General features: G+C 63.3%; 14 protein-coding genes. 6 read left to right on the top strand and 8 right to left on the bottom strand.

Going from position 1 to position 21,871, the window contains the following annotated elements:
* Window positions 1-136 precede the first annotated feature (136 nt).
* Window positions 137-1,411 carry an amidohydrolase family protein gene (locus LDZ21_RS09055; protein WP_244792898.1) on the top strand — a complete coding sequence of 425 codons (1,275 nt, stop codon included), beginning with the start codon at window positions 137-139 and terminating at the stop codon, window positions 1,409-1,411.
* 46 nt (window positions 1,412-1,457) lie between these two features.
* On the opposite strand, the gene LDZ21_RS09050 is transcribed toward LDZ21_RS09055, so the two are convergent.
* The 6 genes from LDZ21_RS09050 to fixL form a co-directional block, all read right to left on the bottom strand.
* Window positions 1,458-3,575 (bottom strand): M3 family metallopeptidase, encoded by a 2,118-nt coding sequence (locus tag LDZ21_RS09050; RefSeq protein WP_244792896.1) that lies wholly within the window; start codon window positions 3,573-3,575, stop codon window positions 1,458-1,460.
* Window positions 3,576-3,731: 156 nt separating this feature from the next.
* Window positions 3,732-4,586 carry a bifunctional methylenetetrahydrofolate dehydrogenase/methenyltetrahydrofolate cyclohydrolase FolD gene (gene folD / locus LDZ21_RS09045; protein ID WP_035961035.1) on the bottom strand — a complete coding sequence of 285 codons (855 nt, stop codon included), beginning with the start codon at window positions 4,584-4,586 and terminating at the stop codon, window positions 3,732-3,734.
* Between the two features lie 198 nt (window positions 4,587-4,784).
* Window positions 4,785-5,699: a DUF2950 domain-containing protein gene (locus tag LDZ21_RS09040; RefSeq protein ID WP_244792894.1), complete on the bottom strand. Its 915-nt coding sequence runs from the start codon at window positions 5,697-5,699 to the stop codon at window positions 4,785-4,787.
* 53 nt (window positions 5,700-5,752) lie between these two features.
* Window positions 5,753-7,054: a DUF3300 domain-containing protein gene (locus tag LDZ21_RS09035; RefSeq protein WP_404980508.1), complete on the bottom strand. Its 1,302-nt coding sequence runs from the start codon at window positions 7,052-7,054 to the stop codon at window positions 5,753-5,755.
* A 339-nt stretch (window positions 7,055-7,393) separates the two neighbouring features.
* Window positions 7,394-8,032, bottom strand: a complete 639-nt coding sequence (gene fixJ, locus LDZ21_RS09030) for an oxygen response regulator transcription factor FixJ (protein ID WP_035961041.1) — start codon at window positions 8,030-8,032, stop codon at window positions 7,394-7,396.
* Complete coding sequence (gene fixL, locus LDZ21_RS09025; RefSeq protein ID WP_035961043.1) at window positions 8,029-10,572, bottom strand: oxygen sensor histidine kinase FixL; 2,544 nt, start codon at window positions 10,570-10,572, stop codon at window positions 8,029-8,031. The genes fixJ and fixL overlap by 4 nt, the downstream gene beginning before the upstream one ends.
* A gap of 288 nt (window positions 10,573-10,860) precedes the next feature.
* Between fixL and aceE the strand changes: the two genes are divergently transcribed.
* The 3 genes from aceE (at window position 10,861) to lpdA (ending at window position 17,456) form a co-directional block, all read left to right on the top strand.
* Window positions 10,861-13,554, top strand: a complete 2,694-nt coding sequence (aceE, locus tag LDZ21_RS09020) for a pyruvate dehydrogenase (acetyl-transferring), homodimeric type (protein WP_244792892.1) — start codon at window positions 10,861-10,863, stop codon at window positions 13,552-13,554.
* A 79-nt stretch (window positions 13,555-13,633) separates the two neighbouring features.
* Window positions 13,634-15,301 carry a dihydrolipoyllysine-residue acetyltransferase gene (gene aceF, locus LDZ21_RS09015; protein WP_244792890.1) on the top strand — a complete coding sequence of 556 codons (1,668 nt, stop codon included), beginning with the start codon at window positions 13,634-13,636 and terminating at the stop codon, window positions 15,299-15,301.
* 73 nt (window positions 15,302-15,374) lie between these two features.
* Window positions 15,375-17,456 carry a dihydrolipoyl dehydrogenase gene (gene lpdA, locus LDZ21_RS09010; RefSeq protein WP_244792888.1) on the top strand — a complete coding sequence of 694 codons (2,082 nt, stop codon included), beginning with the start codon at window positions 15,375-15,377 and terminating at the stop codon, window positions 17,454-17,456.
* A 147-nt stretch (window positions 17,457-17,603) separates the two neighbouring features.
* Here the strand turns inward: lpdA and LDZ21_RS09005 are convergent, their stop codons facing one another.
* Window positions 17,604-18,191 (bottom strand): phasin family protein, encoded by a 588-nt coding sequence (locus LDZ21_RS09005; protein ID WP_035970856.1) that lies wholly within the window; start codon window positions 18,189-18,191, stop codon window positions 17,604-17,606.
* A 711-nt stretch (window positions 18,192-18,902) separates the two neighbouring features.
* Here LDZ21_RS09005 and pbpG point away from each other — a divergent pair.
* Window positions 18,903-20,090: a D-alanyl-D-alanine endopeptidase gene (gene pbpG, locus LDZ21_RS09000; protein ID WP_244792886.1), complete on the top strand. Its 1,188-nt coding sequence runs from the start codon at window positions 18,903-18,905 to the stop codon at window positions 20,088-20,090.
* A gap of 85 nt (window positions 20,091-20,175) precedes the next feature.
* Here the strand turns inward: pbpG and LDZ21_RS08995 are convergent, their stop codons facing one another.
* Window positions 20,176-20,982 carry an IclR family transcriptional regulator gene (locus LDZ21_RS08995; protein ID WP_035970853.1) on the bottom strand — a complete coding sequence of 269 codons (807 nt, stop codon included), beginning with the start codon at window positions 20,980-20,982 and terminating at the stop codon, window positions 20,176-20,178.
* Window positions 20,983-21,128: 146 nt separating this feature from the next.
* On the opposite strand from LDZ21_RS08995, the gene LDZ21_RS08990 reads away from it, so the two are divergent.
* Window positions 21,129-21,863 carry a (Fe-S)-binding protein gene (locus tag LDZ21_RS08990; protein WP_244792884.1) on the top strand — a complete coding sequence of 245 codons (735 nt, stop codon included), beginning with the start codon at window positions 21,129-21,131 and terminating at the stop codon, window positions 21,861-21,863.
* The last annotated feature ends 8 nt before the right edge of the window (window positions 21,864-21,871 follow it).

Below are 21,871 nucleotides of genomic sequence, written 5' to 3'. Positions count from 1 at the left end.
ATTGCGCCACCAACACAACCATCCTTGCGCTTCGTGTCAATGCTCGCGACAGAGAACGTCGCCGACACAGCACTTTCAACCACGCGTTAATGTCTCGCTACAATCGATCAAACAGCCACCGACGGAGAGTTCGCAGATGGACATCATCATTCGCCGCGCATCGCTCGTTCGTTCGACCGGCCTCGTCGATATCGGCATGGAAGCGGGGCGCATCGCCGCGATCGAGCCGCATCTGAACGCGACCGCACGCGACGAAATCGATGCAAACGGCTCGCTCGTCACCGCGCCTTTCGTCGATGCCCACTTCCACATGGACGCAACGCTCTCCTACGGCTTGCCGCGCGTGAACGCATCGGGGACGCTGCTGGAAGGCATCGCGTTATGGGGTGAGCTGAAGCCCGAACTGACGCAGGAAGCGATCGTCGAGCGCGCGCTGCAATACTGCGACTGGGCCGTCGCGCGCGGTCTGCTTGCAATCCGCTCACACGTCGATGTGTGCGATCCGCGTCTGCTCGCGGTCGAAGCGCTCGTCGAAGTGAAGCGGCGCGTGAAGCCGTATCTCGATCTGCAACTCGTCGCGTTTCCGCAGGACGGCGTGCTGCGCAGCGCAGGCGCGTTCGAGAATCTAAAGCGCGCGATCGAGCTGGGCGTCGATGTCGTCGGCGGCATTCCGCACTTCGAGCGCACGATGGCCGACGGCGCCGCATCGATCAAGCTGCTGTGCGAGTTCGCGGCGGAGCGCGGCCTGCGCGTCGACATGCATTGCGACGAATCCGACGATCCGATGTCCCGCCATATCGAAACGCTCGCGGCGGAAACGCATCGGCTCGGGCTGCATGGACGCGTGACCGGCTCGCATCTCACGTCGATGCACTCGATGGACAATTACTACGTCAGCAAGCTGATTCCGCTGATGCGCGAGTCCGGCGTGGCGGCCATCGCGAATCCGCTCATCAACATCACGCTGCAAGCGCGCTCGGACACTTACCCCAAGCGGCGCGGCATGACGCGTGTGCCGGAACTGATGGCGGCGGGCATCGACGTGGCGTTCGGCCACGACTGCGTGATGGACCCGTGGTACAGCCTCGGCTCGGGCGACATGCTGGAGGTTGCGCACATGGGCGTGCACGTCGCGCAGATGACGGGCGTCGATGCAATGCGCGCCTGCTTCGACGCCGTCACGACGACGCCCGCGCGCATTCTCGGGCTCGAAGGCTATGGCATCGAAGTGGGATGTCAGGCGGATTGCGTCGTGCTCGATGCCCGCGATCCGATCGAAGCGATACGCCTGCGCGCGGCGCGCACGGCGGTCATCAGAAGAGGGAAGGTGGTGAGCCGCAGCCCGGCCATGCGCGCGACGCTCGCGCTCGAAGGCCGGCCCGCGGAAGTGGACTTCAGGATCAGGCGCTAGAAGCAAAAACCCCGGCGAGTTCGCCGGGGTCGATTGAAGCCGAAGCTCAGTGAAGCGTCTGCCCGGCCATGCCGTTATGACGCAACAACGCGTCGATGTTCGGCTCGCGTCCGCGGAACGCCTTGAACGATTCCATCGCGGGACGGCTTCCGCCGACTTCGAGAATCTCCCGGCGATAGCGCGTGCCGGTCTCCGCATTCAGCACCGAACCGCTGGCGGCCTTCGCGGCTTCCTCGAATGCGGCGTACGCATCGGCGGACAACACTTCGGCCCACTTGTAGCTGTAGTAGCCCGCCGCATAACCGCCCGCGAAGATATGGCTGAACGTGTTCGGCCAGCGCGAGAACGCCGTTTGCGGAATCACGTGGAATTTCTCGTTGATCTCGCGGGCGAGGTCGTTGACGTTCTGCGTCGCGTTCGCCGGATCGTACGACGTGTGCAGCACCATGTCGAACATCGAGAAGACGATCTGGCGCAGCGTGCCGAGTCCGCTCTGGAAGTTCTTCGCGGCGAGCATCTTGTCGAAGAGTTCGCGCGGCAGCGTCGCGCCGGTATCGACGTGGGCGGACATATCCGTCAGCACGTCCCACTCCCAGCAGAAGTTCTCCATGAACTGCGACGGCAGTTCGACCGCATCCCATTCCACGCCGTTGATGCCGGACACGCCCAGTTCATCGACGCGCGTCAGCATGTGATGCAGTCCGTGCCCGAACTCGTGGAACAGCGTGATGACTTCATCGTGCGTGAAGCACGCGGGCTTGCCGCTGACCGGCGCGGAGAAGTTGCACGTGAGATACGCGACCGGCGTCTGCACGCCGCCTTCGCTGCGCTTGTGACGCGCGCGGGCGTCGTCCATCCATGCGCCGCCGCGCTTGCCTTCGCGAGCGTACAAGTCCAGATAGAACTGCGCGACCAGCGAGCCGTCCTTGTTTTCGACGCGGAAGAAGCGCACATCCGGATTCCACACGGCGGCTTCATCGCGACGAATCGATACGTTGAAAAGCGTCTCGGTGACCTTGAACAGGCCCTTCAGCACCGCTTCCTGCGGAAAGTACTGCTTCACTTCATTCTCGGAGAACGAATAGCGTTTCTGACGCAGACGTTCCGCCGCGAACGCGATGTCCCACGGCTGAAGCTCGGGCATGCCGAGTTCCGTCGCAGCGAAGGCGCGCAGTTCCATCCAGTCGTTTTCGGCGTAGGGACGCGCGCGCACGGCGAGATCTTCCAGAAACGCGATGACCTGCGCGGGCGATTCCGCCATCTTCGGTGCAAGCGATACTTCCGCGAAGTTCTGATAGCCGAGCGTGCGCGCCTCTTCGAGACGCAGCTTCAAATGCTCGACGATATTCTGCGTGTTGTCCCACTCGGCCTTGCCGTGACCGTAGGTTTCGCCGAGTTCGGACGCACGCGTGACATACGCGCGATACATCGCCTCACGCGACGGACGATGCTCTGCATATTGCAGCACCGGGAAATACGACGGGAAGTGCAGCGTGAACTTCCAGCCGTCCTTGCCTTCCTTCTGCGCGGCTTCGCGAGCCGCTTCGATGACGTCGCCGGGCAGGCCTGCGAGGTCGCTCTGCTGCGTGACGATGTACGCGTAGGCGTTCGTCGAGTCGAGCACGTGATCCGAGAATGCTTTCGACAACGCCGCCTGCTCTTCCTGCAACTGCGCGAAACGCGGCTTGCGGTCTTCGGGCAACTCCGCGCCCGACAGACGGAAGTCGCGCAGCGAGTTTTCGAGGATCTTCTTGCGTTCCGGCGACAGTCCGGCGAATGCATTGCTCGCGGCGATCGCCTTGTACTTCTCGTACAGCGCGAGATTCTGGCCGACGCTCGCGGAAAATTCGGTGACGCGCGGCAGGTTTTCGGCATGCGCGGCGCGCAGTTCGGGCGTATCGGCGACGGCATTCAGATGCCCGACGATGCCCCACGCGCGCGAGAGCTTTTCCGATTCGCGTTCGACAGCCTCGACGACGTCCGTCCACGTGGCGGGCGTTTCCGGGGCGCTCGCGCGATCGACGGCGTCTTTGGCCGTGGCGAGCAGCACGTCGAGCGCCGGCGTGACATGCTCGGGCCGGATGTCGCCGAAACGCGGCAAGTCGGAGAAATCGAGCAGCGGATTGGCCGCTGCGGTCGGCGTGACGGCGGTGATATCGCTCATGGCTCTCCCAGTTTCGTGTTCAGTGAAGCGCGGGACGGGCCAGCAATGCCGAGGCCCGTCCCGCTCTAATGAAATGCCTGTCCGGACATTATTGGGGCGGCAGGGCCAAAATCCAATTGATTGTTTCCAAAGAGACGATTGGCGGTCTCCCTGAACTCACGCGGCTGCGGCGCGCTCCGCGGCTTCGATCGTATTGACGAGCAGCATCGTGATGGTCATCGGTCCGACGCCGCCCGGCACCGGCGTGATATGACCGGCCACTTCGCGCACGCCCGCGAAATCGACGTCCCCGCACAGCTTGCCGGCGTCGTCCCGGTTCATGCCGACGTCGATGACCGTCGCGCCGGGCTTCACCATGTCGGCGGTCAGAATATTGCGGCGGCCGACCGCGGCGACGACGACATCGGCTTCGCGCGTGTGCTTCGCGAGATCGCGCGTCTTGCTGTGGCAGATCGTGACCGTCGCGCCGGCTTCGAGCAGCAGAAGCGCCATCGGCTTGCCGACGATGTTCGAGCGGCCGATGACCACCGCGTTCGCGCCCTGCAGATCGATGCCGTGCGCCTCGAACATCTTCATCACGCCATAGGGCGTGCAGGGGCGAAAGAGCGGCTTGCCGGTCATCAGCGCGCCAGCGTTGGCGACGTGAAAACCGTCGACGTCCTTCTCGGGCGCGATCGCTTCGATGACCTTGTGGCTGTCGATATGCGCCGGCAGCGGCAGTTGCACGAGGATGCCGTGAATCGACGGATCGGCGTTGAGCTTGTCGATGTGCGCCAGCAGTTCGCGCTCCGAAAGCGTCGCGGGGAAGCGGTCCATCACCGAATGCAGGCCGTTGTCCTGGCACGCCTTGACCTTGTTGCGCACATAGACTTCGCTCGCGGGGTTGTCGCCGACGAGCACGACGGCGAGGCCCGGCTTGTGTCCGCGAGCGGTGAGGGCGGCGGCGCGCACGGCGACATCGGCGCGGAGAGTCTTGGAAAGGGCGTTGCCGTCGATGAGTTGGGCAGTCATGGCGAATCAGTGAGGATGAGCCGTATGGCATGAATGGCGAGCCGCGTGCGCAGGGCGGGCTGCGGCGGGCTTCGCGGGCGCGTTGTCTTGCGCCCTTGGGGAAGGGCGAGATTATACCGCCGGGCGCTTTAGAGCGTCCGGCGGTGAGGGGCGGGGCGGCGGCGGGGTGTGGGCGTGGCGCTGGCGCGGCGTCGGCAGTCAGGGAGAAACGGGCTGCCAGGACGAATCCGGGTCGAAGGTCTTGATCGATGGCGCGGCGCGCGCCGTCGCGGGCCCCAGGTTCTTCTCGAAGACTTGCCCGTCCTGATTGACGATGAAGGTCATCACGCCGGTTTCGCCGTACTTTGCCGGCCACGCGATCATGCCGAAGCCCTGCGCAAGCGCGCCGCCCTGCATGTAATTCTTCGCGCCATCTTTTGCGTGCGGGCCTTGCCCGGTCAGGATGCGGTAGTGGTAGCCGTAGTACGCGTCGCCCGGATGCGTCTTGTTCGGCATCGTCGCGGCGAGCGGCCCGAGCGGGCTCTCCGGCTCGCCGGGCGATGTCTTCCAGTACAGGCCGTCGTGCTTCCCGGACGTGCTCACGAAGCGGTCGGCGTAGCGATTCATCAGCTTGCGATAGTCGTTCTGGGCATCGACGTAGGCGAGGGCGACGTGCATCACCGATCGCTCGTTGCGGCCGATGCGCCGCGTCAGCAGCTCGTCGCGCGCGGCGGGCATGTCGAAGCGCCAGCCCTTGCCGGTATCGACGAGCGGTATCGGCAGCGTCCAGCCGCTGTCGCCCGTTTCGATATGCACGGTCTTGCGGCCGTTGAGCGGCTCCTTATCCTCGACGATGCGATGCCCCTTCGACCACGATGCGACGTACTCATAGATATCGTCCTGGCCGACGCTGCCCGCCGGCACGTAGCGCGCGTGGTCCTTGCCGAGCACTTTCTGGAGCGCGGTTTCGTCGTTGGATGCGATGGCATCGGTGAAGGCTTGCGCGGCGGCGTCGGGCGTGGGGTAGAGCGCCTGCGCATGGACGATGGATGCCGCGATCGTCAGGGACGCGGCGGCGAACGTCGCGCGCAGCAGCGTTTTCTTCGATGAGGCGAGCGTTGTGGTTTGAGTCATCTGAAGCTCCTGGGTCGGACTTGCATGAGGGCGTGTCTGGACACGTTGGTTCATCACCGGCGAAAGCCTCCGCCGCCTCCGTGAAACCCTCCGCCCCCGCCGCCGTGGAAGCCGCCGCCGCCGCCGCCCTGAAAGCCTCCGCCACCGCGTTGCATTCCGCCGCCCGCATCCGGACGCGCGCTCGCGAGCGATTGCCGGCTGGCTTGTCCGCGCTGCATGTCCTGCCGCGCGACGTTGCCGTCGCCCGCTCCGCGCAGCGCGTTGTCGCGATTGACGTTCTGCGCCCGCTGATGCATATCGCTATTGCCCGCGCCGCCCTGGCGCATGTTCTGCACGCGCTGGTTCGCCGGCTGATTCATGTTCTGCCCCGTGCGCTGCTGTAACGTTTGCGCCGCTTGCGCGCGCTCCTGATCACGGCCACGGAACTGGTCGCGATTCACCGACCCAAGGTTCTGGTTGTTCACGCGGTTCTGCCGGTTCACGTTGGTGTTCCGGTTGAACTGCGGATCGTTGCGATTCCAGCGCACGTTATTGCTGTTCGCATTGATGCGGTTGTTCACGTTGATGTTGTTGTAGCGATTCACGTTGACGTTGACGTTCCCGCGATTCCAATCGCAATTGCCCCACAGCGAGTTGGCGACCGCGATGCCCGCGCCAAACGCAAGCCCGGTGGCGAAACCGGTCGCGATTGCATAGCCGGGCGGCGGCGGGACATAGACAGGCGGATACGCCGGATACGGCCACGCGCCATAGACGACCGTCGGGTTATACGTGGGTACGTAGACGACCTGGGGATTCGCCGGGACGATCTGAATCGTGCTCTGCTCGACCACCACTTGCTGTTGCTCGGTCGTCTTGAGATTGCCGGCGGTCTGGGCGGCGCGGCGCAGGCGCTGCACCGAATCCATCACGTCGCTCGGCTGCGCGACGAACGCGTTGCCGAGCTGCGTGACCCAGTCGATCTTGGACGCCATCGTCGCAAGCGCCTGCGGGAAAGCGACCAGAGATTGCACGCTCGGGTCCCACGGCTCCGACTGCACGGCCTTCACGGCGTCGTCGCCCTTGATGTTCGAATTGGCCTTCGACCACTGCGCCGCTGCTTCGATATCCTGCGGATACGTCGACGCCATCAGCACCTGTGCGAGCAGGGCGTCCGGATAAAGCGCGACGGGCGCGACCAGTGCATCGAGCTGCTGGTTGGTGAGCTTCTGCGCCGGCGCGTTGCCTTGCGCCTGAGCGTAGACAGGCGGCGCGTGGAGCACGGCAAACGGCGCTGCGGCAAGCGTCGCCGCGAGCGCCAGCACGCGCCCCGCACAGAGGCGGCTCACGAGCAATCTGGTTGATTTCTTGTTCACGGCGATGTCCTCCTGAGCGCGTGGCGGGTGATGGCTGCCGAATCATCATATCGAAGTCGTAAGCCAAAGAATACTTGCGGACTGCCAACCAAATGCGATGCGCGCCTGCGTGAAGGACGGGGGGATGATGGCTGAAGAAGCGTGTGGGCAGCGAGCGCATTGCCGTGCATGAACCGGTTCTCTTTAAGAACGCTCGATCAAATTACGGGGCTGCGTCGTCAGGTGTCAACGCGAATCGCGAAACGTCGCGTTTCAGACTCGCATGATGCGCGGGAGCACTGCAAAGGACAAGCGTGGCCGGCATGCATGGCCGGCCACGAGAGGAGAAAGCGTGAAGCGTTACTGCTGCGGCTTGTTCGACAGCGCGAGACGCAAGAGATCGGCCACGGTGTTCACCGACAGCTTTTCCATGATGTTCGCGCGATGCGCTTCGACCGTCTTGATGCTGATGCCGAGGTCATCGGCGATTTGCTTGTTCAGGCGCCCCGCGATAATGCGCTCCAGCACCTGATGCTCGCGCGCCGTCAGCTTGCCGAGCCGCTCGGCGGCTGCGCGTTGCTGCTGCACGCTGGTGCTTTCGCTGCGCGCCTTCTCCAGCATGCGCTCGACGAGCTTGCGCAGTTCGGCTTCGTCGAACGGTTTCTCGATGAAGTCCATCGCGCCTTTCTTCATCGTGGAGACGGCCATCGGGACATCGCCGTGGCCGGTGACGAAGATGATCGGCAGCAGTGAATTCTCGGCGATGAGCTTCTCCTGCAGTTCGAGGCCGGTCATGCCGGCCATGCGCACGTCGAGGATCAGACAGGCGATAGCGCCCGAATGAGCGATCGGCAGGTAGACATCGAGGAACGACTCCGCGCTCGAGAAGCACTGCACGCGATAGCCGTTCGCCTCGAGCAGCCAGCGCAAAGAATCACGCACGGCCTCGTCATCGTCGACGACAAAGACGGTTTCCTGAGTGGTGACTGGACTGCTCATAGTTCTCCCGTAACTGTTTGTTGTCTCGTATTCGTGTATTCGTCGTGCTCATCGCCGCCCGATCCCGATCCGTGCGAGCCGTCCACCTCGCCGATCGGCAGGCTGCAATGGAAGGTCGCGCCGGTGACGTGGCCGTCCGGATCGACATTGTTGACCACCCAGAGGCGGCCGCGATGCGATTCGATGATCGAGCGGCAGATGTTCAGACCCATGCCCATGCCGTCCGACTTGGTGCTGTAGAACGGCTCGAACAGGCGCTCGGCGGTGGCTTCGTCCACGCCCGGCCCCTGATCGACGACGCTGATGCAAACGGAGCCGCCGTCCGTGCGAAGCACGACGACGCGGATCACCGGATCGACGGCGTTCGGTTTCGCATCATGCATTGCTTCGGCTGCGTTTTTCAACAGGTTGACCAACACTTGTTCGATCAAAACCGGATCGACGTAGATCACGGGCATGCGCGAGCGAATCTCGGTGACGATGCGGATCTTCCGCTTGCGCGCTTCGATTTCGGCGAGGCCGACCGCGTCCGCGACGATATCGGCGACGCGCGTGGCCTGACGCTTCGGCTCCGAGCGCTTCACGAACTCGCGGATGCGCTTGATGATCATCCCCGCGCGCACGGCCTGCTGCGCGGTCTTCTCGAGCACCGGCAAGAGCGTTTCCTGCGTCATGCGGCCCGACTTCACCAGCGCGACGCAGCCGGAGCAGTAGTTGTTGATCGCGGCGAGCGGCTGATTCAGTTCGTGCGCGAGCGACGACGCCATCTCGCCCATCGTCATCAGGCGGCTCGTGAACTGGAGCTTCTCTTCCTGCTGATGCGCGAGTTCCTGCGCCTGCTTGCGCTGCGTGATGTCGGTCGCGATCTGCATCTGCGCGAGATGGCCGTCCACCCACTGAATGTACTGGCGGCGCACTTCGAACCATTTCTGGATGCCTTCGACATAGACCTCCTGCGCATCCGCCGAGCTTTCGGTCAGCGCGGCGGTGGGCAGGCCCGCGTAGGTGTCGATCATGTCGATGGTGTCGGACGAACTGTGACCGCTGCCGTCGAACGCCGCGCCCGCCAGTTGCAGATGCCCGTCCGGACGGATGCCGAACAGATGCCGGTAATAGCGGTTGGCGAAGAGCAGTTCGGCTTCGTCGGCGGCGAGCACGGACACGGCCGCGTCGAGGCTTTCGAGCACGGTGGTAAAGCGTTCGTGCGCGGCGGCCAGTTCCTCGCGGGCGCGCTTCGGCTCGGTGATGTCCGTCATCGACGACATCCAGCCGGTCTGACGCCCTGAACTGTCGATCAGCGGCGAGACATACAGCCGCGCGTGGAAGAACGAACCGTCCTTGCGCCGCACGCGTAATTCGAACCCGGAAGAGGGCGCTTTGCCGCGCAGTGTCATGTCGAGCTGGCGCTGCATCTCGGGATACGCATCGCGCGGCCAGTACGGGAACGGCGCGTTCTTGCCGACGAGATCGCTCTCGTCCCAGCCGGTCATGCGGCAGAACGCCGGATTCACGTGCGTGATGCGGCCGTGCATGTCGAGCACCCGCATGCCGATCAGCACGGAATTTTCCATCGCGCGGCGGAAGAACGCTTCGGCATAGAGCGCCTGCTGCGCTTCGAAGCGCTGGCGCGTATGTTTCCAGAGGCTCCACAAGCTCCACAGCACGAAGCACGACAATCCGGCCACCAGCCACACGAGCGTGTTATTGGTGAAGTTCGTGAGCTGCGGATACGAATACACGCGCACCGACAGCCCTTGCCCCGGCGGATCGAGCGGCAGATCGTAGAACATGTCGCGCGGCAGGCGCGGCCGGCTGGACGTGGTGGCGAGCTCGCGATTGTTCAGATCGGTGATGGAAATCTTGTACTTCGCCGACAGTTCGCCTGGAATGTCATGTTTGAGGATGCCTTCGATCGAGAAGACGGCGGCGATCGATCCGAGGAATTCGCGGTCGCGGAAAACCGGCGTCTGCAACGTGATGTAGCCGTTGCCGAGGTCGTCGTAAAGAAGCGGCGAGTAGACCTGGCGGCGCGTGGTGCGCGCTTCGTCGAATGCGGCCTGGACGGCTTCGTCCAGTTGCGTGTCGTTCGGCTTGGCGAGGCGCGAGCCCAGCACCGGCAACGGCGAATTGGGCCAGCGCGGCTTGTGCTCGCTCGTGTACCAGTTCATGTAGAGGATCTCGGGATGCCCCTGCATGATGTCGGTAGATGCGTTCTGGAAGTTCTGCGGGTCGCCGTGGCCGCCCGTGATGTCGCGCGCGAGGGCCTGGATTTGTTCTTGCGCAGCGGTCATCGAAAGACGAATCTGCTGCTGCGCCCACGCGACGTTGCGATACAGCGTGTCCTCTTGCTGCTGCTGCTCGCGCCGGTTCAGGCTCCAAAGGATCAGACTCATCACGACCAGAAAAACGAGGATCGAAATGAGCGGCGTGAGTAAATAGGAGTTCGACCACCACGGTCCGTGGTGCCAGCGGGAGGGCGACGAGTCGGCAGGGTTCTTTGCGACGCGCGCCGAGCGTTTGATCAGCCGGTCAGTCAACATGGGAGCGATTGTAACGCAGCACCCGATTGTTAATTAGCGTAAAAAGGCGCTAAGAATGAGGCATTTGCAAGAAAAGGAGACGACCCATCTGAGTTGAAAAGCCATATCGGACGGTGCATTGCAGCAATTTTCCGCATTATGAGATAGCCTCTCATGATTCGAAAAATTCCTTGCTTCAAGCTCTGGACCCTCTTTAGAATTGCCGGCACGCGGCCAGTGCCCGCTTTTGTGCTTTCGCGCGGGCGTGTGTTGGCGGTTTACGAGCGTTCCTCACATCAGGAGACGAGCATGTCCGCTGTACCCGACGAAGTTCTCAAATATGTCGCCAACGCAAAAGACGACGATCCGCAGGAAACCGCCGAATGGCTCGAAGCGCTCGATGGCGTGATTTCGGCGGTCGGCCCTGACCGCGCGCACTACCTGATCGAGAAACAAATCGAATTCGCTCGCGTACATGGCGAGCATCTGCCGTTCTCGGCGAACACGCCGTACATCAACACGATCCCCGTAACGGCGCAGGCGAAGATTCCGGGCGATCAGGACATCGAACACCGCATCCGCTCGTACACGCGCTGGAACGCCATCGCGATGGTGCTGCGCGCGGGCAAGGACACCAACGTCGGCGGGCATATCGCTTCGTTCGCATCGGCGGCGACGTTGTATGACGTCGGCTTCAATCACTTCTGGCATGCGCCCTCGAAAGAGCACGGCGGCGATCTCGTCTTCGTGCAGGGCCACTCGTCGCCGGGTGTGTACTCGCGCGCGTTCCTGCTCGGCCGTCTCACCGAGAAGCAACTGAACAACTTCCGTCAGGAAGTGGGCGGCGAGGGCATCTCGTCGTATCCGCATCCGTGGCTGATGCCGGATTTCTGGCAGTTCCCGACCGTGTCGATGGGCCTCGGCCCGATCATGGCCATCTATCAGGCGCGTTTCATGAAGTACATGCAAGCGCGCGGCATCGCCAAGACCGACGGCCGCAAGGTTTGGGCGTTCCTCGGCGACGGCGAAACGGACGAGCCGGAATCGCTCGGCGCGATCGGCATGGCCGGGCGCGAGCGTCTGGACAACCTCGTGTTCGTCATCAACTGCAACTTGCAGCGTCTGGACGGCCCGGTGCGCGGCAACGGCAAGATCATCCAGGAACTGGAAAGCGAATTCCGCGGCGCGGGCTGGAACGTCATCAAGGTCATCTGGGGCAGCCGCTGGGACGCGCTCTTCGCACGCGACAAGACCGGCGCGCTGATGCGCCGCATGATGGAAGTCGTCGACGGCGAGTATCAGACGTACAAGTCGGAGTCGGGCGCGTTCGTGCGCGAGCACTTCTTCAACACGCCGGAACTGAAGGCGCTCGTCGCCGACTGGTCCGATGACGACATCTGGAATCTGAACCGCGGCGGCCACGATCCGCACAAGATCTACGCCGCGTTCGACGCCGCGACCAAGACTAAGGGCGCGCCGACCGTCATCCTCGCCAAGACCATCAAGGGTTATGGCATGGGCGAGCACGGTCAGGCGATGAACATCACGCACCAGCAGAAGAAGCTGCCGATCGAGACGCTGAAGAAATTCCGCGACCAGTTCCGCCTGCCGATCAGCGACGAGCAGATCGTCGACGTGCCGTATCTCACGTTCGAAGAAGGGTCGAAGGAACTCGAATACATGCGCCAGAAGCGCATGGACCTCGGCGGTTATCTGCCGGCGCGCCGCGAGAAGGCGGAATCGCTGCCGGTGCCGGCGCTGTCCGCATTCGAGCCGCTTCTGAAGGGCACGGGCGAAGGCCGCGAAATCTCCACGACGATGGCGTTCGTGCGGATTCTCAACATCCTGCTGAAGGACAAGGCGCTCGGCAAGCGCGTCGTGCCGATCGTCCCGGACGAATCGCGCACGTTCGGCATGGAAGGTCTGTTCCGCCAGATCGGCATCTGGAATCAGGACGGCCAGAAGTACATTCCGGAAGACTCCGACCAGCTGATGTTCTACAAGGAATCGGAGACCGGCCAGATTCTGCAGGAAGGCATCAACGAAGCCGGTGGCATTTGTGACTGGATCGCGGCCGCGACGTCGTATTCGACGCACGGCGAGATCATGATCCCGTTCTACATCTTCTATTCGATGTTCGGGTTTCAGCGCATCGGTGATCTGGCGTGGGCGGCGGGCGACATGCGCTCGCGCGGCTTCCTTCTGGGCGGCACCGCGGGCCGCACGACGCTGAACGGCGAAGGCCTGCAGCACGAAGACGGCCACTCGCTCCTGTGGGCCGCATCGGTTCCGAACTGCGTGAGCTACGACCCGACGTTCGGCTACGAACTCGCGGTGATCATGCAGGACGGCCTGCGTCGCATGGTGCAGGACCAGGAGGACGTGTACTACTACATCACCGTGATGAACGAGAACTACGAGCATCCGGCGATCCCGCAAGGTGAGTCGGTTGCCGCCGACATCATCAAGGGCATGTACGCGTTCAGGAAGGCGGACGCGCCGGCCAAGGCGCATGTTCAGCTGATGGGCGCGGGCACGATCTTCAACGAAGTCATCGCCGCCGCCGACCTGCTGAAGAACGACTGGGGCGTTTCGGCCGACCTCTGGAGCGTTCCGAGCTTCACCGAGCTGGCGCGCGAAGGCCAGGATTGCGAGCGTTTCAACCTGCTGCATCCGACCGAAGAGAAGCGCGTGCCGCACGTGACGAAGCTGCTCCAGGGCGCACAAGGCCCGGTGATCGCGTCGACGGACTACATCCGCGCGCTCGTCGATCAGATCCGCGGCTACGTCCCGAACAAGTTCGTGGTGCTCGGCACCGACGGCTACGGCCGCTCGGACACGCGCGAGGCGCTGCGTCACTTCTTCGAAGTCGACCGCTACTGGGTCACGCTGGCGGCGCTCAACGCGCTTGCCGACGAAGGCAAGATCGAGCGCAAGGTCGTCGCCGAGGCGATCAAGAAGTACAACCTCGACCCGGCCAAACCCAACCCGATGACCGTCTAAAGGCATCGCCCCCGAGCGTTGTGATGCGGCCTCTCTCCGAAGCGGAGGGAGGCCGTGTGCAACCCAGGAGACACTAATAATGAGTCAAGCGATCGAAGTCAAAGTGCCGGACATCGGCGATTTCAAGGACATCCCGGTGATCGAAGTTCTGGTCAAGCCGGGCGATGTCGTTGAACAGGAACAATCCCTCGTTACGCTGGAATCCGACAAGGCCACGATGGACGTGCCCAGTTCAGCAGCCGGCACCGTGAAGGAAGTGAAAGTGAAAGTAGGCGACAACGTGTCGGAAGGCACGCTGATCGTCGTGCTCGAAGCGGGCGGCGCGAACGCGGCGGCATCGTCCGCTGCGCCCGCGAAGCAGGAAGCGCCCGCGCAGACCCAGACGCAATCGCAGCCGGCGCAGGCCGCACCGGCATCCGGCGGCGGCGGATTGGTCGAAGTGAAGGTGCCGGATATCGGCGACTTCACGGACATTCCGATCATCGAGATCGGCGTCAAGGTCGGCGACAAGGTCGAGAAGGAGCAGTCGCTCGTCACGCTCGAATCCGACAAGGCGACGATGGACGTGCCGAGCCCCGCATCGGGCACGGTCAAGGAACTGAAGGTCAAGGTCGGCGATACGGTCTCCGAAGGAACGCTGATCCTCTTGCTCGAAGGCGGCGACGGCGCGAGCGCCGCGGCCCCGGCTCCGAAGCAGGAAGCCGCGAAGGCCGCCGAGCCGCCCGACGCGCCCGCGAAGCCCGCGCCGGCGGCAGCCGCGAAGGAAGCGCCGTCCGCGCTTGCGCAAGCGCCCGTGATACCCGCCGGCGATGGCGCGCGCACGTCGAGCCACGCGTCGCCGTCGGTGCGCAAATTCGCCCGCGACCTGGGCGTCGATGTCACGCGTGTGAAGGGCACCGGTCCGAAGGGCCGCATCACGCAGCAGGACATCACGGCGTTCGTAAAGGGCGTGATGAGCGGCCAGGGCGCGGCGCCTGCCGCCGCGGCTGCACCGGCTGGCGGTGGCGGCGGCGAGCTCGGCTTGCTGCCGTGGCCGAAGATCGACTTCACGAAGTTCGGCCCCGTCGATCCGAAGCCGCTCTCGCGCATCAAGAAGATTTCGGGCGCGAACCTGCATCGCAACTGGGTGATGATCCCGCACGTCACGAACAACGACGAAGCGGACATCACCGAACTGGAAGAGCTGCGCGTCAAGCTCAACAAGGAGCACGAGAAGGCAGGCGTCAAGTTCACGATGCTCGCGTTCGTCATCAAGGCGGTCGTGTCGGCGCTGAAGAAGTTCCCGACCTTCAACGCGAGCCTGGACGGCGACAACCTCGTCTTCAAGCAGTACTACCACGTCGGTTTCGCGGCCGATACGCCGAACGGCCTCGTCGTTCCGGTGATCCGCGACGCGGACAAGAAGGGCTTGGTCGATATCGCGAAGGAGATGGCGGAGCTGTCGAAGCTCGCACGCGACGGCAAGCTGAAGCCGGACCAGATGCAGGGCGGCTGCTTCTCGATTTCGTCGCTGGGCGGCATCGGCGGGACGAATTTCACGCCGATCATCAACGCGCCGGAAGTGGCCATTCTCGGCCTGTCGCGCGGCCAGATGAAGCCCGTGTGGGACGGCAAGCAGTTCGTGCCGCGCCTCACGCTGCCGCTGTCGCTGTCGTACGACCATCGCGTCATCGACGGCGCCGAGGCCGCGCGCTTCAATGCGTATCTGTCGGCGATTCTGGCGGACTTCCGTCGCGTGATTCTTTGATCTTCTGATCCGGCCGACGGCGGAGCCTCGGGCATGTCCCGAGGCTCCATCCGCACATCTCTTAGGGGACAACATGAGTCTCGTCGAACTAAAAGTACCCGATATCGGCGACTTCTCCGATGTCGATGTCATCGAAGTCAATATCAAGCCCGGCGACGTCATCGAAAAGGAACAGGGCGTCATCACGCTCGAAACCGACAAGGCGACGATGGAAGTGCCCGCCGATGCCGCGGGCACCATCAAGGAAGTGAAGGTCAAACAGGGCGACAAGGTGAGCCAGGGCTCGGTCATCGCGATGATCGAAACCGCAGGCGCGGGCGCGTCGCAGGGCGAGGCGCCGAAAGAGACGCCGAAAGAGGCGTCGGCCGCGAAGCCGGCTGCTCCGGCCGCATCGAGCGGCGCGGCGCAGGACGTGAAGGTGCCGGACATCGGCGACTTCAAGGACATTCCGGTCATCGAAGTTCACGTGAAGCCGGGCGATACGGTCGAGAAGGAGCAATCGCTCGTCACGCTCGAATCGGACAAGGCGACGATGGACGTGCCATCGCCCGCAGCGGGCACGGTGCGGGAGCTGAAAATCAAGGTCGGCGACAACGTGTCGGAAGGCACGCTGATCCTGACGCTCGACGCGCAGGGCGGCGGCACGACCAATGTGCCGACCGCGCCCGCCGCCGCTCAGCCGCAACCCGCCGAAAAGGCGAGCGCCGCGCCTGCGCCGCAAGCCGGCAGCTATTCCGGTTCGGCCGATGTTGAATGCGACATGCTCGTGCTCGGCGCGGGTCCCGGCGGGTATTCTGCAGCGTTCCGCTCCGCCGATCTCGGCATGAACACCGTGCTCGTCGAGCGTTACTCCACGCTCGGCGGCGTATGCCTGAACGTCGGCTGCATTCCGTCGAAGGCGCTGCTGCACACGGCGCTCGTCATCGACGAAGCGGCCGAGCTTGCGGCGCACGGCATCAGCTTCGGCGAGCCGAAGATCGATCTCGACAAGCTGCGCGGCTTCAAGGAAGGCGTCGTCAAGAAGCTGACCGGCGGTCTCGCGGGCATGGCGAAGGCGCGCAAGGTGCAGGTGGTGACGGGCGTCGGCACGTTCGTCGATCCGCATCACATGGAAGTGCAGGGCGAGGGCGGCAAGAAGGTCGTGCGCTTCAAGAAGGCGATCATCGCGGCGGGCTCGCAGTCGGTGAAGCTGCCGTTCTTCCCGGATGATCCGCGCGTCGTCGATTCCACCGGCGCGCTCGAACTGCGTCAGTTGCCCGAGCGCATGCTGGTGGTGGGCGGCGGCATCATCGGGCTGGAAATGGCGACGGTCTATTCGACGCTCGGCGCGCAGATCGACGTGGTCGAAATGCTCGACGGCCTGATGGTCGGCGCGGACCGCGATCTCGTGAAGGTGTGGGAGAAGTTCAACGCCAAGCGCTTCGCCAACGTGATGCTGAAGACGAAGACGACCAAGGCGGAAGCGAAGGACGACGGCATCTACGTGACCTTCGAGGGCGAGAAGGCGCCGGCTGAACCTCAGCGTTACGACCTCGTGCTGCTGGCCGTCGGCCGCAGCCCGAACGGCGGCAAGATCGGCGCGGACAAGGCGGGCGTCGCGGTGACGGATCGCGGCTTCATCAACGTCGACAAGCAGATGCGCACGAACGTCGAGCACATCTTCGCGATCGGCGATCTCGTCGGCCAGCCGATGCTCGCCCACAAGGCGGTGCACGAAGGCCACGTCGCGGCGGAAGCGGCGCACGGCGAGAAGGCTTACTTCGACGCGCTGCAGATTCCGTCGGTCGCGTACACCGATCCGGAAGTGGCATGGGCCGGCAAGACCGAGGAGCAGTGCAAGGCCGAAGGCGTCAAGTACGGCAAGGCAGTGTTCCCGTGGGCGGCGTCCGGCCGTGCGATTGCGAATGGCCGCGACGAGGGCTTCACGAAGCTGATCTTCGACGAAGAGACGCATCGCGTGATCGGCGGCGGGATCGTCGGTCTGAATGCGGGCGATCTGATCAGCGAAGTGTGTCTCGCGATCGAGATGGGCGCGGACGCAACGGACATCGGGAAGACGATTCACCCGCACCCGACGCTCGGCGAATCGGTCGGCATGGCGGCGGAGTTGTACGAAGGCGTCTGTACCGATCTGCCGCCGCAGCGGAAGAAGTAACCTCGCGGTTCCAGGAAGGACGAAGGCGCGTTCCTGCAAGGGAACGCGCCTTTTTCATGGCGCCCCGGCGCGGACAACAAAAAACCCGGCCGAAGCCGGGTTCCTTGTTTCAACCTTCGCATGCAGACAGCATGCGTGGCCGATGTCTTACGCGACGGTGCGCTTTGCCGAAACCGCAGCGGTGCGAGCAGCTTGCTCGGTCGCTTGCGTGGCAGCCTTCGTCGCAGCCGTGGCGGCGGCGTTGAAGTTGCTTTCCGCGATTTCGACAGCTTGCTTCGTTGCCTTGTGAACGGTTTCGTACGTCGTGTTCGCGGCGGTGATGGCCGACTTCATCACGGCGACAGCCGTTTCCGAACCAGCAGGCGCGTTCTTGGCGACGTTGTCGACGAGCGTCTGCACCTTGCGGTTCTGCTCTTCGTACTGCGCTTCCGCGACGCGGGCAAATTCAGCTTGCGTAGCCGATGCGATTTCATACAGGTGACGGCCGTACGACAGCACCTTTTCCGCGACCGGCTGGGTCAGGCTGGCTTGCAGCGCGAGCAGTTCCTGCGCGTCCTTCACGGACAGCGCGCGTTGCGCGTTTTCCTGGCTCTCGGCGAGCGTGGACTTCACGACTTGGAGATTCAGTTCGACGAGCTTCTCAACGCCCTCGAACGCCTTGTTCGTCAGACCGAACAGCGTGTCGAAGTTGGCTTTCTGTGCAGCGGCGATTTGCTCGGGGGTCAATAGCGTCATCTCAGGCTCCTTATGCCGACCCATCATCGCGGGTCGTAGTTTGGTAGATGCAGCAACTTGCTGCCAGATGGTGCAGCTCCGGATTGGTGCGTTGCAACATGAAGCCCATTTTAGAGATATTCCGATCGATGTCAAGCGTTTTTTGTGCAATGCACAAATAGGGGAAACCCTTGTTAAACAAGAGTTTAAGTACGGCATTCGATCGGGAAGGGCGAGAACTGGACGGTGCATGCACCGACGTGGACTAGCGAAAAGCGGCGAGGCCCATGCTGCGCGCGGCTGCGTCGGCGCATCTTAAGACTAAGAAAAATCTCGGATGTTCTTGTTTTTAAGACGTTGCCGTACACCAAATTGTTGAAGAACCGTTAACATTTCGACTGACGATGCAGTGCACACAGGATTGCGAGGGCACAAGCCGCGGCGTCGATTGCCGCGCGCCGTAAGCCCGCCAGCCCCGTTCTTAAAGTCAAGCCTCAAGTTTCAGAAAGAATTGCCGACAGAGCGTAAGCAGCGTGGTCGAAAGCGCGGTTTTCGCAGTGCCGGATGCTTGGCGCACGATCGTTTTTTCCGATCGAGGCGCGCAAAGTTTCAACAATCAGCAATCGTCGCTTACAAAACGGATTAACGTGCGCCGATAAGTGCTTAATATTGCTTAAATTTCGCAGCTTCACTACACTTGGCGGTACTCTCCAGCCGCCCAACAGAACACTAATGAAAACCGAAATGTTTTCGTCGCTCAAGGTGGTGCACGGCGTGGCATTGCGCTCCGCATTGTCTCTCGCCGTATCGCTCGCCGTCGCGACATCTTTCGCAGCGGCTCCGGCTGAAGCCCTCGCCAAGACTACGACTCATAGCAAGACCGTCAAGCAATCCGCCAAACCCGCCGCCGAAGGCAAGTCCGCGAAACCGGCTCGCGTCGCGAAAGCCGGCAAGGGCGTGCGCACGGCCAAGGCCGCCGCAGCCGATGACGATGAGGACGCGCCCAAAGCATCGCGCAAGCGTCGCGTGAACTACCGGATGGACCCGCATGCGCGCCGTGCCGCCGTGCATTCGGTGGCGTATCAGCCGCGCGCGACGTCGGTCGGCCAGGCGTTCGGCCTGCACGACACGCCGGATAGCCTCGCGCTGCGCTCGAGCGTCGCGTATGTCGTCGACCAGGACACGTCCGAGACGCTCTTCGACAAGAACTCTCGCGCCGTCGTGCCGATCGCCTCCATCACGAAGCTGATGACGGCGATGGTCGCGCTCGATTCGCACATGCCGCTCACCGAAGAAATGACGGTGACCGACGAAGACCGCGACTACGAGAAGTACACGGGCTCGCGGCTGGCGGTCGGATCGGTGCTGAACCGCGAAGACATGCTGCACATCGCGCTGATGGCATCGGAAAACCGCGCGGCGGCTGCATTGTCGCGTTATTACCCGGGCGGGCGTCCCGCCTTCATCGCCGCGATGAACGCCAAAGCGAAGGCGCTCGGCATGACCGATACGCACTTCGAGAATTCCACGGGGCTCACGAGCCAGAACGTGTCGAGCGCGCGGGATCTCGTGAAGATGGTGAACGCGGCGTATCAATATCCGCTGATCCGCAAATTCTCGACGGACCGCAGCTACGAAGTCTTCACCGGGAAGCGCACGCTCGCGTACAACAGCACGAATGCGCTGGTGCGCAATGCGTCGTGGGACATCGGCTTGCAGAAGACCGGCTTCATCAACGAGGCGGGTGAATGTCTCGTGATGCAGGCGACCGTGCATGGCCGCCAGGTCATCATGGTGCTGCTGGATTCGTACGGCAAGTACTCGCGTTTCGCCGATGCAGGCCGCCTGCGTTCGTATCTCGATACACTCGGCGAGCCGCGCATCATGAGCGCGGACATGGGCAGCGGCGCGAATCCCTGAGCGCGTCTTCGGGCGTGGGCCGTGAGGCCGCAAAAAAGCCGGAATCGTCGAGAGACGAATCCGGCTTTTTCTTTGGTGACGGCGATCAGCGATGCGCTTCGCGTTGTCCTTCTGCCGACAGTTCAGGGTGATAGCCGAGCGATCGCGAAATTTCCAGCGCGGTATGGCTCAGTTGCTTGAGCCACGCGTCCTGCAGACGATCGGCCGGCGCCGAAAGCGACAGCCCCGCGACGAGCCGGCCCGTGTCGTCGTAGATGCCTGCCGCGATGCAGCGAACGCCCAGTTCCAGTTCCTCGTTGTCTCGCGCGCACGATTGCTGCCGCACGAACGACAACTCGCGTTCGAGCTTGGCCAGATCCGTGATGCTGTTCTGCGTGTGACCCGAGAGTCCGGTGCGCATCGCGTAGGCGCGCACGCGGGCGGCTTCGTCGGCGGCGAGGAAAAGCTTGCCGACCGACGTGAGATGCAGCGGCGCGCGCCCGCCGATGGCCCGCACGACCTGCATGCCGGAGCGCTCCGAATACGCACGCTCGATATACACGATCTCGTCGCCCTGACGCACCGATAGATTCACTGTCTGGCCCGTCTGCCGATGCAGTTCGCGCATCGGCGGCATCGCGGCCTCGCGCACCGAGAGACGCGCCTTCACGAGATTGCCGAGTTCGAGCAGCCGCATGCCGAGCCGGTACGTGCCGGGATCGGACCGGTCGACCAGCCGGCACAGCACCATGTCGTTCAGAATGCGGTGCGCGGTCGACGGATGCAGGCCAGTGCTGTGCGACAGTTCCTTCAGGCTGACCGGATCGGTGTGACCGGCGAGTGCGTCGAGCAGACGCATCATGCGTTCGATCACCTGAATGGATGTCTTGGAGTCCGGGTTCGTATCGCTCATCGTGAAAAATCGGTTGATGCGTCAAACAGCGGAAATCGCATTGTATCTCATAATGTGAAAAGACATGATTCGCCGGCGGTCGGATGCGCCGCGCTTTTCGCGGATAATCGACCTGCTTTGCTTATTCGAATCAAAAGGAAATCCTCATGCGAGTCGGTTTATTCGTCACCTGTCTGATCGACATGATGCGCCCGGAAATCGGCTTCTCGGTCATCAAGCTGATCGAACGCGCCGGCTTCGAGGTCACTGTTCCTCCGGCGCAAACGTGCTGCGGTCAGCCGGCGTACAACTCCGGCGACCGCCGGCTGGCGCGCGATCTCGCCGAGAAGACGCTGCGCGAATTCGAGCAGTTCGATTACGTGGTGGTCCCGTCCGGCTCCTGCGGCGGAATGATCCGCGCGCATTACGGCGATCTCTTTCGTGACGATCCCGAGTTGATGAACCGCTATGCACGGCTGCAGCCGCGCGTCTTCGAACTGACGGATTTTCTCGTCACGGTGGCGAAAGCCCGCATGGAGCCCGGCGTTTTCGACGGCATGGTCACGTATCACGATTCCTGTTCGGGCCTGCGCGAACTCGGCGTGAAAACACAGCCGCGCGAACTGCTCGCGCAAGCCGGCGTGCCTGTGACCGAGATGGCCGGCTGCGAGCACTGCTGCGGTTTCGGCGGCACGTTCGCGGTCAAGTACGGCGATATTTCGACGGCGATCGTCGACGAGAAATGCGCGAACATCAAGGCGAGCGGGGCGCATGCCGTGGTGCTCGGCGACCTCGGCTGCATGCTGAACATCGAAGGCCGCCTGCGCCGGACGGGCGATACCGCGACGCGCGTGCTGCATATCGCCCAGGTCCTCGCGGGCGATGCCCAGCATCGCGCCTGACCGCCCGA

It is taken from the genome of Caballeronia grimmiae, from assembly GCF_022879615.1.
Taxonomy (GTDB): Bacteria; Pseudomonadota; Gammaproteobacteria; order Burkholderiales; family Burkholderiaceae; genus Caballeronia; species Caballeronia grimmiae.
The sequence above is the reverse complement of the archived record's forward strand: the minus strand, read 5'-3'. Positions and strand labels throughout refer to the sequence as shown.

Bases quoted from the DNA above. Each gene is read 5' to 3' on its own strand.
- LDZ21_RS09040 (WP_244792894.1), bottom strand. From the start codon at position 5,699: ATGACTCAAACCACAACGCTCGCCTCATCGAAGAAAACGCTGCTGCGC.
- lpdA (WP_244792888.1), top strand. From the start codon at position 15,375: ATGAGTCTCGTCGAACTAAAAGTACCCGATATCGGCGACTTCTCCGAT.
- folD (WP_035961035.1), bottom strand. From the start codon at position 4,586: ATGACTGCCCAACTCATCGACGGCAACGCCCTTTCCAAGACTCTCCGC.
- LDZ21_RS08990 (WP_244792884.1), top strand. From the start codon at position 21,129: ATGCGAGTCGGTTTATTCGTCACCTGTCTGATCGACATGATGCGCCCG.
- LDZ21_RS08995 (WP_035970853.1), bottom strand. From the start codon at position 20,982: ATGAGCGATACGAACCCGGACTCCAAGACATCCATTCAGGTGATCGAA.
- LDZ21_RS09055 (WP_244792898.1), top strand. From the start codon at position 137: ATGGACATCATCATTCGCCGCGCATCGCTCGTTCGTTCGACCGGCCTC.
- fixL (WP_035961043.1), bottom strand. From the start codon at position 10,572: ATGTTGACTGACCGGCTGATCAAACGCTCGGCGCGCGTCGCAAAGAAC.
- LDZ21_RS09005 (WP_035970856.1), bottom strand. From the start codon at position 18,191: ATGACGCTATTGACCCCCGAGCAAATCGCCGCTGCACAGAAAGCCAAC.
- LDZ21_RS09050 (WP_244792896.1), bottom strand. From the start codon at position 3,575: ATGAGCGATATCACCGCCGTCACGCCGACCGCAGCGGCCAATCCGCTG.
- aceE (WP_244792892.1), top strand. From the start codon at position 10,861: ATGTCCGCTGTACCCGACGAAGTTCTCAAATATGTCGCCAACGCAAAA.
- pbpG (WP_244792886.1), top strand. From the start codon at position 18,903: ATGAAAACCGAAATGTTTTCGTCGCTCAAGGTGGTGCACGGCGTGGCA.
- fixJ (WP_035961041.1), bottom strand. From the start codon at position 8,032: ATGAGCAGTCCAGTCACCACTCAGGAAACCGTCTTTGTCGTCGACGAT.
- aceF (WP_244792890.1), top strand. From the start codon at position 13,634: ATGAGTCAAGCGATCGAAGTCAAAGTGCCGGACATCGGCGATTTCAAG.